The sequence below is a fragment of the Actinopolymorpha sp. B9G3 genome, from assembly GCF_040120725.1.
Lineage (GTDB): Bacteria > Actinomycetota > Actinomycetes > Propionibacteriales > Actinopolymorphaceae > Thermasporomyces.
The window spans coordinates 51,170-66,228 of record NZ_JBEEAB010000020.1 but is presented as its reverse complement, the minus strand read 5'-3'; the positions used below and the strand labels follow the sequence as shown (position 1 = coordinate 66,228).

The window sequence follows — 15,059 nt, the reverse complement described above, 5'->3', positions numbered from 1 at the left end:
GGCCGCCTGACCGAGGCCGCCTGACCGAGGCTGCCTAGCCGCGCCAGCCGACCGGGCGAACCCGCCTCCCGACCTTGACACCGTGGCCCTCGCCGACGGATTCTGGCAAGCTATCGGACGGTTGTCCGAACAGCGGACGAGGGGGATCATGACGGAAGACACCCCGGTGGAGACGGCGCGGAAGGGTCCGCTCGCGGGCCTGCTGGTGGCCGACTTCTCCAGGATCCTGGCAGGCCCGTACGCGAGCATGCTGATGGCCGACATGGGGGCCGAGGTCGTCAAGGTGGAAGGTCCGGCAGGCGACGACACCCGGACGTGGTCCCCTCCGCTGCGGGGTGACGTGGCGACCTACTACCTCGGCATCAACCGCAACAAAAGGTCGATCGCGCTGGACTTCGCCGACCCGGACGACCGCGCGCTCGCCCAGGAACTCGCGGCCCGCGCCGACATCGTGCTCGAGAACTTCCGGCCCGGAAGCCTCGCCAAGTTCGGGCTGGACTACGACAGCGTGGCATCCGCCAACCCAGGCGTCATCTACGCCTCGATCACCGGGTTCGGTTCCGGCGGCGGCGCCGCGCTGCCCGGCTACGACCTCATCGTGCAGGCCATCTCGGGGCTGATGAGCCTGACCGGTGACCCCGAAGGCCCGCCGTACCGCTCCGGCATCTCGGTGTTCGACGTGATGTCGGGGATGCAGACCACGATCGGTGTCCTCGCCGCATTGCAGCACCGCAACCGAACGGGCACCGGCCAGCACGTCGAGGTCAACCTCCTGTCGACCGCGCTCTCCGGGATGGTGAACCAGACCAGCGCCTACGTTGCCGGCGACGTCGTACCGCACCGGATGGGTAACGCCCATCCGAGCCTCTTCCCGTACGAACCGCTGCCCACGGCGGACGGCGAGCTGATCATCACCGCCGGCAACAACCGGCAGTTCGCCAATCTCTGCAAGGTTCTCGGCGTGCCGGAGCTCGCCGACGACGCCAGGTTCCGCACCAACCAGGACCGCACCGCCAACCGCGAGGAGCTTCGCCCGTTGCTGGTCGAGCGCCTCCGGACGAGGGGGCGGATGGAGTGGTTCCGCGACCTGCTCGCCGCGGGCGTGGCCTGCGGGCCGATCAACACCGTCGAGGAGGGCGTGGCGTTCGCCGAACAGCTTGGCCTCGACCCGGTTGTGCGGGTGGGCGAGGGCGATACACCGTCGGTCCGTAACCCGATCACCTTCTCCGAGAGCCCCACCCGCTACGACCTGCCGCCGCCCGGCCTGGACGAGCACGGCGCAGAGCTACGCGCCTGGCTCTCCGCTCCTCGCCCCCAGCACGAACACGGACACGACAACTGAGACGAGACCGGCACCGAGCTGCCCGGCAGACCGAAGAAGAGGAGATAACGGAGTGGGTAACGAATCCTCGCCACCACAGGCACCGACGTACCCGACCTCGCTCGGCATGTCGGACGCGGACTCGATCTCGTTGCTGGGCAAGGATCTCGCCGCCGACCTGATGGGCCACGTCGGCTTCGGCGAACTTGCCTTCTGGCTGGTCACCCAACAACGTCCCACCCCGGCTCAGGTGCGGGTCTTCGAGGCCGTGCTGGTCGCGCTCGCCGATCATGGCTTCACCCCGACCGCGATCGCCGCGCGCCTCACCTACCTGTCCGCCCCGGACTCCTTGCAAGGGGCGATCGCCGCCGGCCTGCTCGGCGGTGGCTCGCGGTTCCTCGGCGTGACCGAGGACTGCGGCCAGTTCCTGGCCGGCGTCCTGGAACAGCATCGTGACAAGTGCCCGGAACGCCTCGACGACGACGCGGCGTGGGACGCGGTCGCGCTGTCGGCGATCCAGCACGCACGGGAGTCCGGCCGCCTCGTTCCGGGGTTGGGCCACCCGGTCCACAAGCATCAGGACCCGCGTACTCCCCGGCTGCTCGCCATCGCCGCGCAGGAGGGGTTGAAGGGACCGCACCTCCGGCTGTTCGAGGCTATCGGCAGGGTGCATCCTCGTGTCCTGGGCCGCACGCTGCCGCTCAACGGCGCCGGCGTGTGTGGCGCCGCCCTGGCAGACCTCGGCCTCCCGCTCGAGCTGCTGCGAGGCTTCGCCCTCCTGGCGCGTGCCGCCGGGCTCCTCGGCCAGCTGGCCGAGGAGGTGCGGCGCCCGATCGGGCGGGACGTCTACCTCTCGGTGGACCGGAACGCGACCTATGTCGACCCACTCAGCAACACGTCCAGCTGAAGGAGTCCCCATGGCCACCGTCGTCGCGGTCATCGCCTCTACGCACCATCCGTTCTACTACCGGGCGAGTACGTCCACCGGCGCCGACCGTCCGCCGTTCGCCGACGAGTGGGTGGCGAAGATCGAGCGCTTCCGCGAGACCCTCACGCGTGCGCGGCCCGACGTTCTGGTGATGGTGGGAAGTGACCACTTCCACCAGCTGTGGCTGGACAACATGCCGCAGTTCCTGAGCGGCAAGGCGCCGTTCTACGACGCGAACTTCTACAACGAGGAACGCGAGTTCGGCCTTCCCAGGATGCTGCTCACCGGGCACGAGGACCTGTCGGCCTACCTTCTGCGGTCCGGCCTGGACGCGGGCTTCGATCTCGCGTTCAGCAACGAGCTGCGCATCGACCACAGCATCACGTGCCCGATCATCACGCTGCGACCGGAGGCCGACCTTCCGATCGTGCCCGTCTACACCAACATCTTCGCGCCGCCGCTACCCCAACCGCGACGGTTCGTCCAGCTCGGGCAGGCGATCCGGGAGATGGTCGAGTCCTGGCCGTCGGACCAGCGGGTCGCGATCATCGGCACCGGTCACCTCTCTCTCGAGCTCGGTGGGCCGCGCCAGTTCGGCGAGCACGGCCCCGATCCCGCGTTCGACCGCAAGGCCGTGGACTGGATTGGCAGCGGCAACCTGCAGGAGTGCCTGGCGGAGGTGAGCCTGGACAGCCTCCACGCACCGGGCAACGCCACCCACGGCTTCATGGACTTCATGCTGATGATGGGGGTCGCCGGAGAGAACGCCAAGGCCGACCACGTGGACAGCCTCGACCTCTTCCACACCATGGAGGCGTACTTCACCTGGTATCCGAACGGAGCACCAGCATGAGCGCGAGGAGCCCCCACGGAGGTACGCCGAGGAACGAGGTGTGCCGGAGTGAGGCACCGCAGCGGTCATGCGAAAAGGGGAACAGCATGAGCGCGAGGAGCCCCCACGCAGGTACGCCGAGGAACGAGGTGTGCCGGAGTGAGGCACCGCAGCGGTCATGCGAAAGGAGACCAGCATGAGCAAGTACCTCGTTGACAAGTTCCTCTACACCGTGGACCGTGACCCCGAGCTGGTCGAGCGCTACCGCGCGGACCCGCGGGGCACCGTTCAGTGGTGGGAGACCGAGCGCGCGGGCAGCATCCTGGGCTGCGTGCATGCCGAGGCCACCACGTGGCTGGAGTTCGCGCCCGTGGAGCGCGAGGCACTTGCCACGCACGACTACCCGAAGCTGTTCGAACTCGGCGCGCACCCCTTCCTCACGCTCACGCTGTTCATCGCGATGTTCGAACGCGATCACGAGCCGCTGGGGTTCCAGCAGGAGTACGCACGACGGCTCGCGCACTTCACCCTCCCCTATCCCGACTCCTCCACCTGAGAAGCCCTATGCGTGCAGCAGTCATCGAGCGCCATGGCGCCGCCCCCGCCCTTGTCGACCGGCCCTCGCCCGCCGGCCTCGACGGCCATGCCCTGGTCACGACAACGGCCGCCCCGATCACGCCACTCGACATCCTCTGCGCTACCGGCACGTCCTACTTCGGGGCTCCCGCTCTTCCGTACGTTCCTGGCGTGCAGGGGGTGGGCGTCGTCGCGGCGGCCAGCTCCCTACCGGGTGGCACGCGGGTCTGGTTCCCCACAACCGCGGGAATGCAGCCGGGCGACGGCAGCATGGCCGAGCAGGTGAGTGTGCCCGAGTCCGAGCTCGTGGCCCTGCCCGGCCAGGTCGAGGACACAATGGTCGCAGCGCTGGGCCTTTCGGCGGTGGCCGCGTGGATGGCTCTGACCTGGAAGGGCGGCCTACAGCCGGGCGAGCAGGTCCTCGTGCTCGGCGGTGGCAGCGTCGTCGGCCAGGTCGCGATCCAGGCCGCCCAGCTGTGCGGGGCGCGCCGGGTCGTGGCTGCCAGCCGTTCCACCGGCGCGCAGGACCGCGCGGCTTCGTGTGGCGCCGACGCAGTGGTCCCCCTCCGCGACGACGACGAGGTGGACGAACTCGCCGCAAAGCTCGCGGCGGCCTGCGACGGCGACGTGGACGTCGTCATCGACCCGCTCTGCGGCGTACCGGCATCGGCGGCCCTGCTGCTCCTTGCTTCCGGCGCGAGATTCGTCAACCTGGGAAGCTCAGCAGGGCAGAACGCGACCTTCGCGTCTGCCATCGTGCGGAGCCGCTCGGCCAAGATCCTTGGTTACACCAACAACGAGATCGACACCGAACAGAGGGGCGATGCGCTGTCGACCCTGCTCCAACACGCCGCCGCCGGCCGTCTGACGGTTTCCCACGAGATCGTTCCACTCGACCAGCTTCCCCATGCATGGCAGCGGCAGGCCCAGGGCCTGGCCGAACGACGCATCGTGGTCGATCTGACCTGATCCGCACGACGAACCAACCACGCAGGGCGACCCGCCGGTCGAGGCATGCGAGGGTTCGCACCCGAGCATAAGAGACGTAGGAACAACGTTCGTGGGGACGCGGGGGATGTCGTGCGTATGCGGTGCGGGCGGGGGCGTTCTTTTGTCAACCAGGTGCCGCGACGGCACAAGCTCGGCGGATTCAGCCTTGCTGGTCTGGTTCTCGCGTTGGCGACCGCGCTGTCGTTGACGATGGGCGCCTCGCCCGCGGTGGCGCAAGGGCCGGGCGAAGTCCTGGCATGGGGAGCCAACAGTGAGGGACAGCTGGGCACCGGCTCGACCGTAGCGTCCTTCGATGTCCACGTGCAGTCGTCGGAACGGGAACGATCGTGGGCGCCAGCCTGGTGGCGTTGGCCCTGACCGTGTGGGCCGGCACCGCGATCCGGCGTAGCCGACAGCACAGCACCGGCCCAGTCCAAGGCCCCGGGCTTCACCTCGACGTGAGGTCCTGAGTGCGCGTTCCGTTCCGCTGTTCCCGCCGAATGCCCGGATCTGGACTCACCGGTGCTCGAGCAGCCGCCGAGCGGACTCGGCGATGCCCTCAGGCGACATCCCGTAGCGGTCGAGGAGATAGCCCGCGGAGCCGGTCGGAGCGAACTCCGGTATGCCGAGGATCGTCACCCGGGTCGGATGATGCGCGACGACTGTCTCTGCCACCGCCCCGCCCAACCCACCGGCCGTCGACGACTCCTCGACCGTCACGATCCCGGCGGTCTGTGCGGCCGCGGCGATCACAGCCTCGACGTCGAGCGGCTTGACGGTCGGCATCGACAGCACCCGAGCCGAGATGCCGTCGGCGGCGAGGCGCTCGGCGGCGACCAACGCACGCCAGAGCACGGTGCCGTTGGCGATCAACGTCACGTCGTCGCCGCTCCGCATCGTGAACGCCTTGCCAGGGACGAACTCGTAGTCATCGGCGTTCACCTGCGGGACCCGCATCCGACTGACCCGGACGAAGACCGGCCCCTCGATCCCGGCCGCCCAACGCAGCGCGGCCGCGGTTTCGATCGGATCCGCCGGGACGATGATCGTCATGTTGGCGACGGCCCGCAGCCATGCGATGTCCTCGATCGAATGGTGCGTGGGCCCGAGCTCGCCGTACGCCACACCCGGGCTCATGCCGCAGAGCTTGACGTTGTGGTCGGAGTAGGCCACATCGGCCTTGATCTGTTCCAGGGCCCTCGCGGTCAGGAAGCAGGAAGCCGCCGAGACGAAGGGGATCCGCCCTCCGTTGGCCAGGCCGGCCGCGATACCGACCATGTCCTGCTCGGCGATCCCGACGTTGATCAGCCGGTCCGGGAAGGCCTTCCGGAAGCTGTTCAGCTTGCTCGATCCGATCGAGTCGTTCACCACGCCGACGATCCGGTGGTCGTCATGAGCGAGCTCGGAGAGAGTGGCGACATACGCGTCACGGCAGTCGTAGCGTGGTCCGTCGGCGACCGACAGATGAGGTAGCTCGTCACCACCGTCGACGATGGATTCAGTCATCCCAGCTCCCTGCCGATCCGGGCGTTCCCTACGGCCTCGAGCTCGGTCAACGCCTGCTGGAACTCCGCGTCGTCTGGCACTTTGTGGTGCCACGCGACGTTGTTGCTCATGAACGAGATCGGGTGGCCCTTGTGGGTGTGGGCGATCACGAACGTCGGCTTCCCTGGTCGGAACGGCACGGCGGACAACACCTCGAGCAGCTCGCCATGGTCATGACCATTGACCTCCACCACGGCGAAACCAAACGCCGTCGCCTTGTCCCACAGCGGATCAAGGTCGTTGGTCTCCTTGGTCGTCGCGCCCTGCTGGAGCCGGTTGCGGTCGACGATCACGGTCAGGCGGTCGAGCTGGTACTGCGACGCCGCCATCATCGCTTCCCAGTTGCTGCCCTCCTGCAGTTCGCCGTCGCCGACAAGCACGTACGTACGACGTAGAGACACGTCGAGCTTGGCTGACAGTGCGTGGCCGACAGCGATCGGCAGGCCGTGGCCGAGTGGTCCCGTGTTGGCCTCCACGCCCGGCACCTTCGCCCGGTTGGGATGGCCGTTGAGGGCCGACAGTGGCTTCAGGAAAGTGGCCAGATCGGTGACCGGCAGGAAGCCGAAGGCTGCCAGCGTGGTGTACAGCGCGCCGGCGACGTGTCCCTTGCTCAGCACGAACCGGTCCCGCTCCGGATCGTCGACCGTCGCGGGGGTGATGGCGAGTACCGCACCGTACAGCGTGGCCAGGATGTCGATCGCGGAGAAGTCCCCACCGATGTGGCCGGCGCCAGCGTGGTACACCAGCTTGAGGTCCTGGATCCGGATCTGTCGGGCCGCCTCGGCGATGTGGGCCACCTTCGCTGGCCTGCTGGCATGGGCTTCCAGCCGGCGGAGCACCGGCATGGTCGTGTGCGCAGTGGAAAGACCGCCTCCCGACGCGGGATCGATCCTCGGAAGGGCCTTGGTCATGAGACCTCCTTCGTCGGTCTCACGACCAAGGTGCTGTGCTCATGAATGACCTCACTGCGTTCGGTCATGTGTCCTCCGTGCCGGCCATCGAGGTGAGCAGCGCCCGCTGGACGAGCCTTTGAGCAGCCAGCGCATCGTGGTCGGCCTGCGCCGCCGCGAGCGCCGAGTCGTCGAGGGTGTCGAGCGCGCGGTGCACCGCCTTCAGGAAACGGATGGCCTGCCTGGCGGCCTCCACGCAGTCTTCCCGGAACGGGAACTGGTCCAGCTGCCAGACGCCCTGCCAGTTGTTCTTGCGCAGGGTGTGGAAGAACTCGAAGGTCTCCACCAGATGGACGGATCCGACCACCATGTCGTCGTCCCAGCCGCGCAGGTTGTCGTTGACGTCGATCGCGAACAGCCTGCCGTAGTCGATCGCCAGCTGCGCCGCGTCGGCCGGGGTTTCCAGGCCGTACAACGAGTGTCCGAAGTCGAGGAGGATGCCGAGGTTCGGCAGCCCGATCTTCTCGATGCCGAGGAGCGTTCGCGCGACACTGGAGAAGATGATCTTGACTCGCGGTTCACGCGGCTTGTACTCGATCACGAAGTTGATCTCCGGATGAGCTGCGCAGAGCTCCCGTAGGCCGTCGAGCGCGAGTTGCCAGATGTCGTGGTAGTTCACCTGGAAGGGGTAGTCCCAGCCATCCTGGCCGGGCCACAGCTTGACGTAGGAGCAGCCGAGATCCTTGGCCACGTCGGTCGCGTGGTGCATCAGGTCGAGCGCCCGCTTGCGAACCGCCGGGTCGGGGTGAGTGAACGAACCCTTGACGAAGTCCCGGGTGTAGATCTCCGGGGTGATGGCAATCGCCTCGAGCCCGTTCCTCGACAGCGCAGCCTTCACGTCGTCCAACGTCCCGTCGAAGCCGGCGAACGGCCAGTTGAGGTCGACGACCGACAGGTCTCCCACGGCACCCGCGCGATCGATCTGTTCCAACAGGCCGACCGGTGGACCGTAGCCGTCGGTGGCATAGCGGTCCTTGTAGGTCGCGAAGTGCCAGATGCCCGCACCGAAGACCGGCAGATCTGTCATCGTGCTCACTCCCCCTCGGAGGTGGTTGGTCGTCCGTCGGCTGTGGTCGTCATCCCTTGGTCGCCCCAGCGGTCAGTCCGCCGACGATCCAGCGTTGCAACAGCGTGTACGCGATCAGAATCGGAACCACGGCGATGAGAATCCCCGCGGCGAGGCCGGTGGTGTTGTTGGCGAACTGGCCCTGGAAGTTGAGCAGTCCCACCGGGATCGTCTTGTGGGCGTCGGAGTTGAGCAGGATCAGGGCGAACAGGAACTCGTTCCAGGTCGCCACCGCGTCCAGGATCGCCACGGTTATCAGGGCCGGTGCGGACAGCGGCAGCATGACGGTGAAGAAGATCCGCCAGTTGCCGGCGCCGTCGACCTTGGCCGCCTCGATGATCTCGTCCGGAACCTGACGGAAGAACGACTGCAGGACCAACACCTCGAACGGGATGCCGAATGCGAGGTACGGCCCGATCAGGCCGGCGATGCTGTCCGTCGCACCGGCGGTTTTCATCATGATGAACACCGGCACGATCGTGATGTAGATCGGGATGGTGAGACCGAGAAAGACCGAGAACATCACTGTCCGCCGGAACTTCATCTGCAGCTTGGCGAGTGCGAAGCCGAGCATTGCGGAAATCAGCACACCGAGGGGCACCTTGACCATCGTGATGAGTGCGCTGTTGCGGTAGGTGGTCGCGAAGTTGCCGATGTCCCAGGCGTCGGAGAAGTTCGTCCAGGTGAACTCCGACGGCCAGGACAGCGGTCCGTTGCCGATGAAGTCCGCCAGCGGCCGGACGGCGGTGACAACCAGGAGCGCCAGCGGTGAGATCCAGAAGATCGCGACGACGGCCAGCACGGTCGTGAGGACGATGCCACCCTTGCCTCCAGGTGGGCGGGTCGATCGCTCTTCCCCGGTCACCGCGACCGAAGGTGGGGAGTGCACCGGCGCGAGGGAGGTCATGAGGTGTGCTCCCTGGTCTGTGACCGTACATACGGAATGCCTACCGCGATCGCCACCAGGGTGATCACGACGGCGATGGCCGTGCCGTAACCCGCCTGGTAGTACTGGAAGACGTTGGCGTACATCCACGTGCCCATGACCTGCGTCGACGTTCCAGGACCGCCGTACGTCATCGCATAGATCATGTCGAAGACCTTGAACGAGTCGATCAAGGACAACGCCAGCACGATGTAGTGCGCCGGCCGCAGGCTCGGCATGGTGATGTGCCAGAACTGTCGCAGGCGGCTGGCGCCGTCGACGGTGGCAGCCTCGTAGAGCTCATCCGGAATCCCTTGCAGGGCTGCGAGATAGAGCAGCATCGGGAACCCGGTCCGCAGCCAGATTGCCGGGACCATCACCGCCCACAGCGCCGTGGAGTCCTGGCCGAGCCAGGGCTGGGCCAGTCCGTCCAGTCCGATCAGGCGGAGGGTCGAGTTGATCGCGCCGTACTGCGGGTTGTACAACCAGCCCCAGATCGAGGCGATCGACACCAGAGGCAGCACGCCCGGTGTGTAGAAGATCAGCCGCAAGACCGGCTTGCCATGCACTTTGCCGTTCAGCGCCAGGGCCAGCGCCAGGCCGAGCCCGACCGGGAAAGTGATCGTCACCACGGACCAGAGCAGGTTGTTCGTAGCGGCGGTGAGCACCACCGGGTCGTCGAGCAGGCGCGTGTAGTTGTCGAACCCGATGATGTTGTACGTCGGACTCAAACCGTCCCAGTCGGTGAAGCTGAACCACAACGAGGACAGGGACGGATAGACCAGGAAGACGACGTAGACCGCCAAGGCCGGAACAGCGAACAGCCACGCATGCCACCAGCCTCCCCCGCTTCCCTTCGATCGTTGTCGTCGCGGCCGCCCTGCGGCGGCGGCACGATCGGCTGTGAGCGTCGCCATGAGGTGCCCAGATCAGCCCTTGGCCCAGGCGGACACGATTTCCTGCATCCTCGCGGCGGCCTCCGCTGGTGTCACCGAACCCTGCAGGATGTCGCTCTGCACGGTGAAGTACTCGTCAGCCTGCTTCTTGGGGAAGGCCTGGTCCTGGATCGTGTAGAAGGGATTGCTGCCGTACTTTTGCGACCACTCCGAGGCCAGCGGCAGCTCCTTCGGGTCCGGCTCGGCACCCTTCACCGTCGACGCCGTGTTCCGCAGTGCCTTTTGCGTCTTCGGCTTGGCGAGGAAGTCGAGCAAGGCAGCCGCCTTGTCTGCGTTGGGGGACTTCGCGTTGATCATGTAGCCCTCGACGAAGCCGGAATGGCGCGCCGGCTTGTGGTCGGTGGGCAGTTCGAAGTTGCCGAAGTCGGCGGGATCTTTCTCGGCCGACAGGATGGCGACGGACTCCGTCCATGGGCCGATGATCGTGTAACCGTTCTTCCCTTGCACGTAACCAGGTTCGACGTCGGCCGGGTCCATCCCGAGTGCACCCTCCGGCACCCACTTCTTGTCCTGCCACTTCTTGAACAGCGTGAACGCCTCGACGACCTCTGGACGGTCCCAGCTTTCGTCGCCGACCAGCAGCTTGTCGTGCAGCTCGGGACCTGCCGTGTGCTCGAGGAGGTACTCGAACAGGCGCATGATGTTCCAGCCGTACTTGCCGGCCAGGCCACACGGCGTGGTGCCGGCGGCGACGAGCTTGTCGTTCATCTCTTCCAGCTCGGCGTAGCTGGTCGGGGTGGCGGTGACGCCGGCCTTCTCCAGTAGCGCCTTGTTGTACCAGGCGCCGAGGCCGAGCGACATGAACGGCAACCCTGCCTTGACACCATCGAACGTCATGCCGTCGATCGCGGCGGTGTTGATCAACGAGTCCCAGCCGTACTTCTGGTAGTACGGCGCCAGATCCAGCGCCTGCTTGGCGGTGGCGAACGGCGCACCGATCTGTCCGCCCCAGATCCGCCAGACGTCCGGGCCGCTGCCGCCGAGCAGCTCGGTCCGGAGCTTGTCCGGATACACGGCCGCGCCCGAGCCGGGCAGACTTCCGACCGTCGTGGTGGTGCCGTTCTGCTCGTCGAACTTCTTCAGTTGGGCCTTGAAGAGACCGATGGTCTCGTCGCCTTCATAGGTGAAGACGCGGAGCTTGTTCGAGGCCGGCGCCGACGAACCACTGCTGGTGGTGGAGGCGCCGGTGCAGGCACCGAGGCTCAGTCCAGCCACGGTGGCGGACGACAGTCCGAGGAATCCCCGTCGAGTAAGCGACCTGGCGGTCATGTCATTCTCCTCTATGCGCAAGGGCGATGGCGTCCTCGTATGGGTCGGGAGTCACCGATATGTGAGTCGGGTCACCGGGTTTTGCGGCCGAAGGCGCGGATCTTGGCGAACATGTCCTCCAACAGGAAGCGCACGTCCATGTACTCGCACACACTGATGGGGTTGTTGGAACCAGGCAGGTACCAGCCGTCGACCCCGAACCGCGGCGCCGGCCGGACCCGCATGGCGCCGCTGGTCGGGTAGAGCATCAGGGCGATGGCCGGCGAGTCGCCGAGCGAGCGAGACTCGATCGGCTCGGGGTGATAGGTAGCGTTCCACTCGTGGAGCTGCTTGATCAGGTAGTGCCCGAGCGGACCTGCGTCGCCGATCTTCTCGTCGAGTTCGGCATAGCTCACAGACACCTTGCTGTAGACATCGCTAGGCACCTGCCAGATGGTGATGCCGGAGCCGAACACCACGTTGGCGGCGTGGATGTCGTTGGACAGGTTGAACTCGATCCCACGCCATCCCGGCGCCATCCCGTCGTACCCGCGGCCGCCGATCCAGATCACGATCACCTCTCGGTCCACGATCTCCGGGTCGAGCAGAATCGCCGAGGCCATGTCGGTCAGCGGTCCGAGGAACGCCACGAAGAGCGGATCGCCCTCGGAGGCCAGCTTTGACTCCTCGATGATCAGCCGGGCGCCCGGCGAGTCCAGCGGGGTCTGCTCGTCCGGGATGCCGGTCGGCGCGCCATTGGCGACAGTGACCTTGCCGGTGAGGTCGAGCAGGTCCAGCAGGAGGTCGATCTCCTCGCGCGACTCCTCCATGCTCCGGTCCGAGCGCCGGGTGCCGAAGTGGGCCGGGATCAGCCCGCGCACGTCGAGCGTCGGCGACAACATCCCGTGAACGATCGCGAACTGGTCGTCCGCCTCGTTCTTGGCATCGGTGTTGATGATCACGCGGCGCCGCGTCGGCCTCATCAGATAACCACCCTTGAAGGATTGAATAATGATTCAAGGCCGCATAATCTATCAATTACGGCTGGCGTGATGTCAATAGGCCACTGCAGAATCCGGGGGAGGCACGGCGCCCAGTCGAGGCGATCGAGTGATGCGGCCGCAGATATGCCGTCGGGGGAAGCCTGCGCGTACGAACGAAGGGAAGGTGGATGGCTCCGAAACAAGCCGTGCTGGCCATCGATCAGGGCACGACCAACTCCAAGGCGATCCTGGTAGACGAGTCCGGAACGGTGCTCGCCACCGGCTCGACACCGGTCAACCTCTCCCTCCCTCGTCCGGGCTGGGCCGAGCAGGATGCGGAAGAGCTCTGGTCCAGCGTGGTGACCGCTGTCGAACGCTGCCGAGCGGCCGCGGGGACCACCGATGTCGTCGCGGTCGCTCTGACCAACCAGCGCGAGTCCGTGGTGGGTTGGCGGCGCAGCACCGGCCGGCCCTTCGGGCCGTTGATCGGCTGGCAGGACATCCGGACGTCCGCGTGGTGCGAAAGACTTCCGGCCGGCATCGGCGACCTTGCCCGCGACCGCACCGGGCTCAGAGTCGACGCGATGTTCTCGGCCCCGAAGATCAACTGGCTACTCTCAACGGCGGCCGCTACCCCCGCGGCCGACATCTGTGTCGGAACCGTCGACTCCTGGCTGATCTGGTGCCTGACCGGCCACCGCCGACACGTGACCGAGGCTGGCAACGCCGGCCGCACGCTGCTCTACGACGTCATCGACCTCGAATGGTCCGACCCGTTGTTGGACGCCTTCGACGTGCCGCGCGGGAGCCTTCCGAAGGTCGTCGCCTCGAACGGCGACTTCGGCACCACGGTCGGTGTCCCCGGCGTGCCGGACGGGACCCCCATCGCCGCCGTACTCGCCGACTCCCATGCGGCGTTGTACGGACAGGGGTGTACGGAGGTGGGCATGGCCAAGGCCACCTACGGCACCGGATCATCGCTGATGACTCCCATCCATCAGTTCGACCCAGGCCAATCCCCCGTACCGACGACGCTTGCCTGGCTCACCGACCGCCCGGTCTACGCCCGCGAAGGCAACATCGTCTCCTCTGGCGCGGCTCTCGCCTGGACGGGCTCGATGCTCGGGCTCGGCAGCGTCGCCGAGCTGGTCGACCTGGCCGGGACGGTTCCCGACGCCGGTGACGTGACCTTGGTGCCCGCCTTCTCCGGCCTCGGCGCGCCGCACTGGGACCGCAACGCGCGCGCCGCCTTCACCGGGATGAGCAGTAGCACCACCCGAGCGCACCTGGCGCGAGCGGCCGTCGACGCCGTCGCGCACCAGGTCTGCGACATCGCGGATGCCATCGAAGGCACCGACCCCCCGCTGAGCGTCCTGCGAGCTGACGGCGGCGCCGTTGTCGCCGGCCTGCTGATGCAGACCCAGGCCGACCTCCTTGCCCACCCGGTGGAGGTGGCCGACGTCGCCGAGCTCTCCGCGCTGGGTGCGGCGCAGCTGGCCTGGCAGAGTCTGGGGAGCACTACCAGCTGGGCCGAGCAGCGCATACCAGCCCGGATCTTCACATCGACGCTCGACGACGAGACTCGTAGGAGACGCCGCGAGCACTGGGCGGACGAGGTGGCAGCAGTCAGAGCCCGCAAGCGCTGACCCGGCGGCGCCGCGACCCATACCGGTGAACGACAGGATGGACAATGGCCGATGATGACTCTCCAGCAACCGTGAAGTGGGGCGGATCGTGATGGCTGTGCACGCGTCCAGCGGCAGTCGACTGGCCCCCGATGCGCAGGTGCGGTTGATCACCAAGATCGCACACATGTACCACGAGCAGGGGATCCGGCAGGCCGACATCGCCGACGCCCTGCACGTCTCCCAGGCAAAAGTGTCCCGGCTGCTGAAACGAGCCACCGAGATGGGCATCGTGCGGACCGTTGTCGTGGTCTCGCAGGGCGTGCACACCGTTCTGGAAGAGGCCCTCGAGCATCGGTACGGGCTGCGCGAGGCGGTCGTTGTCGACGTGGACGGTGGGGAGCAGGAGATCCTCACCGGCATCGGGTCTGCGGGAGCCACCTATCTCGAGGCCACCCTGACCGGCGGGGAGCGGATCGGTATTTCGTCGTGGAGTCAGACCCTGCTGGCGGCGGTGGATCGGCTGCGCCCGCTCCGCGTCGCAGGGGCGGAGCGTGTCATCCAGCTGGTCGGCGGTGTCGGCGTGTCCGCCGTCCAGGCCCAGGCCAACCGGCTGCTGGGTCAGCTCGCCGAGCTGATCGGTGCTGCACCGACGTACGTGCAGGCCCCTGGGCTGGTGCAGACCTCGGCCATCCGCAAGAGCCTGCTCAACGACCCGGCGATGGAATCGATGGCCGAGGAGTGGGCCAACCTGACCATGGCACTGGTGGGTATCGGCAGCGTCCAACCATCTCCCCTGCTGCGGCAGAGTGGCAACGCGATCGCGCCGGATGACCAGGAGCAGCTCCTGGCCGCGCACGCCGTCGGCGATGTCTGCCACCGCTTCTTCACCGCGACCGGAGATCTGATCCGCAGCGATCTGAACAGCCGCGTCGTCGGCATCGACCCCGACACTTTCCGGGCGATCCCCCGGCGGGTCGGGCTGGCCGGAGGCGAACGCAAGCACGAGGCGATTCGTGCGGCGATCATTGGCGGGTGGGTGAATGTCATCGTCACCGACGTTGCCACCGCCCGCGCCCTGCTGAAGGAGTGAAACAACCGCGGCCGTCGAGCC

Annotated in this window: 15 protein-coding genes; 8 read left to right on the top strand and 7 right to left on the bottom strand. The window is 67.1% G+C overall.

What is annotated here, in order from left to right; translation table 11 throughout:
- The first annotated feature begins 148 nt into the window (after positions 1 to 148).
- The 6 genes from ABNF93_RS27345 to ABNF93_RS35045 all read left to right on the top strand — a co-directional run bounded on the left by ABNF93_RS27345 (position 149) and on the right by ABNF93_RS35045 (position 5,025).
- Positions 149 to 1,342, top strand: coding sequence for a CaiB/BaiF CoA transferase family protein (locus ABNF93_RS27345; RefSeq protein WP_349331069.1), 1,194 nt, complete (start codon positions 149 to 151; stop codon positions 1,340 to 1,342).
- Positions 1,343 to 1,394: 52 nt separating this feature from the next.
- Entirely contained in the window at positions 1,395 to 2,228 is an 834-nt protein-coding gene (locus ABNF93_RS27340) for a citryl-CoA lyase (RefSeq protein ID WP_349331068.1), read from the top strand.
- A gap of 10 nt (positions 2,229 to 2,238) precedes the next feature.
- Positions 2,239 to 3,102, top strand: a complete 864-nt coding sequence (locus ABNF93_RS27335) for a DODA-type extradiol aromatic ring-opening family dioxygenase (protein ID WP_349331067.1) — start codon at positions 2,239 to 2,241, stop codon at positions 3,100 to 3,102.
- Positions 3,103 to 3,277: 175 nt separating this feature from the next.
- Positions 3,278 to 3,637, top strand: coding sequence for a hypothetical protein (locus ABNF93_RS27330; RefSeq protein WP_349331066.1), 360 nt, complete (start codon positions 3,278 to 3,280; stop codon positions 3,635 to 3,637).
- 8 nt (positions 3,638 to 3,645) lie between these two features.
- A complete protein-coding gene (locus ABNF93_RS27325) occupies positions 3,646 to 4,626 on the top strand; it encodes a quinone oxidoreductase family protein (RefSeq protein ID WP_349331065.1) in 981 nt (326 codons plus the stop codon).
- A gap of 45 nt (positions 4,627 to 4,671) precedes the next feature.
- Complete coding sequence (locus ABNF93_RS35045) at positions 4,672 to 5,025, top strand: RCC1-like domain-containing protein (protein ID WP_502877632.1); 354 nt, start codon at positions 4,672 to 4,674, stop codon at positions 5,023 to 5,025.
- Between the two features lie 138 nt (positions 5,026 to 5,163).
- Here the strand turns inward: ABNF93_RS35045 and ABNF93_RS27320 are convergent, their stop codons facing one another.
- The 7 genes from ABNF93_RS27320 to ABNF93_RS27290 all read right to left on the bottom strand — a co-directional run bounded on the left by ABNF93_RS27320 (position 5,164) and on the right by ABNF93_RS27290 (position 12,320).
- Positions 5,164 to 6,153: a transketolase family protein gene (locus ABNF93_RS27320; protein WP_349331064.1), complete on the bottom strand. Its 990-nt coding sequence runs from the start codon at positions 6,151 to 6,153 to the stop codon at positions 5,164 to 5,166.
- Positions 6,150 to 7,103, bottom strand: coding sequence for a transketolase (locus ABNF93_RS27315; protein WP_349331063.1), 954 nt, complete (start codon positions 7,101 to 7,103; stop codon positions 6,150 to 6,152). The genes ABNF93_RS27320 and ABNF93_RS27315 overlap by 4 nt, the downstream gene beginning before the upstream one ends.
- Before the next feature lie 64 nt (positions 7,104 to 7,167).
- Positions 7,168 to 8,169: a sugar phosphate isomerase/epimerase family protein gene (locus tag ABNF93_RS27310; RefSeq protein WP_349331062.1), complete on the bottom strand. Its 1,002-nt coding sequence runs from the start codon at positions 8,167 to 8,169 to the stop codon at positions 7,168 to 7,170.
- A 49-nt stretch (positions 8,170 to 8,218) separates the two neighbouring features.
- The gene (locus ABNF93_RS27305) at positions 8,219 to 9,115 is read right to left on the bottom strand and encodes a carbohydrate ABC transporter permease (protein ID WP_349331061.1); all 897 of its coding nucleotides are present in this window, start codon (positions 9,113 to 9,115) and stop codon (positions 8,219 to 8,221) included.
- Entirely contained in the window at positions 9,112 to 9,939 is an 828-nt protein-coding gene (locus ABNF93_RS27300) for a carbohydrate ABC transporter permease (RefSeq protein WP_349331060.1), read from the bottom strand. The genes ABNF93_RS27305 and ABNF93_RS27300 overlap by 4 nt, the downstream gene beginning before the upstream one ends.
- 123 nt (positions 9,940 to 10,062) lie before the next feature.
- A complete protein-coding gene (locus ABNF93_RS27295) occupies positions 10,063 to 11,358 on the bottom strand; it encodes an ABC transporter substrate-binding protein (protein ID WP_349331059.1) in 1,296 nt (431 codons plus the stop codon).
- A gap of 71 nt (positions 11,359 to 11,429) precedes the next feature.
- Positions 11,430 to 12,320, bottom strand: coding sequence for a nucleoside hydrolase (locus ABNF93_RS27290; protein WP_349331058.1), 891 nt, complete (start codon positions 12,318 to 12,320; stop codon positions 11,430 to 11,432).
- Positions 12,321 to 12,508: 188 nt separating this feature from the next.
- On the opposite strand from ABNF93_RS27290, the gene ABNF93_RS27285 reads away from it, so the two are divergent.
- Positions 12,509 to 13,966, top strand: a complete 1,458-nt coding sequence (locus tag ABNF93_RS27285) for an FGGY family carbohydrate kinase (protein ID WP_349331057.1) — start codon at positions 12,509 to 12,511, stop codon at positions 13,964 to 13,966.
- 91 nt (positions 13,967 to 14,057) lie between these two features.
- On the top strand, positions 14,058 to 15,038 hold the full coding sequence (locus ABNF93_RS27280) for a sugar-binding transcriptional regulator (RefSeq protein ID WP_349331056.1): 981 nt from the start codon (positions 14,058 to 14,060) through the stop codon (positions 15,036 to 15,038).
- Positions 15,039 to 15,059 lie beyond the last annotated feature (21 nt).